This window comes from Aquamicrobium terrae (assembly GCF_040545735.1).
Taxonomy (GTDB): Bacteria; Pseudomonadota; Alphaproteobacteria; order Rhizobiales; family Rhizobiaceae; genus Mesorhizobium; species Mesorhizobium terrae_A.
The window spans coordinates 1-1,533 of the sequence record NZ_JBEPML010000047.1 but is presented as its reverse complement, the minus strand read 5'-3'; the positions used below and the strand labels follow the sequence as shown (position 1 = coordinate 1,533).

Annotated in this window: 1 protein-coding gene; it reads left to right on the top strand. The window is 60.5% G+C overall.

What is annotated here, in order from left to right; translation table 11 throughout:
* Positions 1–86: 86 nt before the first annotated feature.
* Positions 87–1,459, top strand: a protein-coding gene (locus ABID37_RS26210) for an IS3 family transposase (protein ID WP_095046155.1) whose coding sequence is annotated in 2 segments (ribosomal slippage) — positions 87–444 and positions 444–1,459 — 1,374 coding nt in all. Because the reading frame shifts where the segments join, the coding sequence is not laid out codon by codon here.
* Positions 1,460–1,533 lie beyond the last annotated feature (74 nt).

Below are 1,533 nucleotides of genomic sequence, written 5' to 3'. Positions count from 1 at the left end.
TGTTCGGCGTCAGCGCCTTTGGCACAGATCTGGGGTTGCGGATAATGGAGGGATTGGGTCTCGTCGCAGTGACGTAAGGAACGCAGATGAGACCCAATCCCTCCAGCCCAAAATTGGCTGCCAAGCCCACCAAGAAGCCCGCCGAGGTGGTGGTGAAAGATATTCGCCGTGCCACACGCCGGCATTTCTCGGCCGAGGATAAAATCCGCATCGTGCTCGAAGGCCTGCGCGGCGAGGAGAGCATCGCTGAACTGTGCCGCCGCGAAGGCATCGCCCAGAGCGTGTATTATTCCTGGTCAAAAGAATTCCTTGAGGCTGGCAAACGCCGTCTGGCCGGGGACACGGCCCGTGCCGCCACCAGTGACGAGGTCAAGGATCTGCGCCGTGAAGCACTGGCTCTCAAGGAATGCGTGGCCGACCTGACGCTCGAGAACCGCCTGCTTAAAAAAAGCATGATCGCGGATGGGGGCGACCAAGAATGAGGTATCCCGCCGCAGAAAAGCTCGAGATCATCCGCCTCGTCGAGCAATCCCATCTGCCCACCCGACAGACGCTGGAGAAACTGGGCATCCCACGCCGCACCTTTGCCCGCTGGTATGCCCGCTACCTTGATGGTGGGCCTGAGGCGCTGGAAGACCGCCCCTCGGCGCCAAGCCGGGTATGGAACCGGCTGCCCGAGAATGTGCGCAAACAGATCATCGACATGGCGCTGGAGGAAAGCGAACTCTCGCCCCGCGAGTTGGCCACCAAATTTACCGATGAGAAGCAGTACTTTGTCTGCGAGGCCACGGTTTATCGCCTGCTCAAGGCACAGGATCTGATCGCCAGCCCAGCCTATATCGTCATCAAGGCCCGCGACGAGTTCCACACCAAGACGATGCGACCAAACGAGATGTGGCAGACCGACTTCACCTATTTCAAGCTGATCGGTTGGGGCTGGGTTTACCTCTCAACCGTGCTCGACGACTATTCCCGCTACATCATCTCGTGGAAGCTGTGCACCACCATGACGGCGGGCGATGTCACCGACACGCTGGACTTGGCGCTGGCCGCATCAGGTTGTGACAGCGCCACCGTGCTGCACATGCCGCGCCTGCTCTCGGACAATGGCCCGAGCTATGTCGCGGGCGAACTGGCCGCCTATATCGAGGCCCAGTCCATGAGCCACGTGCGCGGCGCCCCCTTTCACCCCCAGACACAGGGCAAGATCGAGCGCTGGCACCAGACCTTGAAAAACCGCATCCTACTGGAGAATTATTACCTGCCCGGCGATCTCGAAGCCCAGATCGAAGCCTTCATCGAGCACTACAACCACCAGCGCTATCACGAAAGCCTGGGCAATGTGACGCCCGCAGATGCCTACTTTGGCCGCGATCGGCAGATCCACGCCCAGCGCGCCGCCATCAAGAAACAGACCATCGAACATCGCCGCTTGCAGCACCGCAAGCTCGCCGCCTAAAAGCCAACCCCTGACGAGGCCCGCTCTCCGTTAACGCCACGCCAAACCTGCGCCAAATGTTTCGACGACGGACA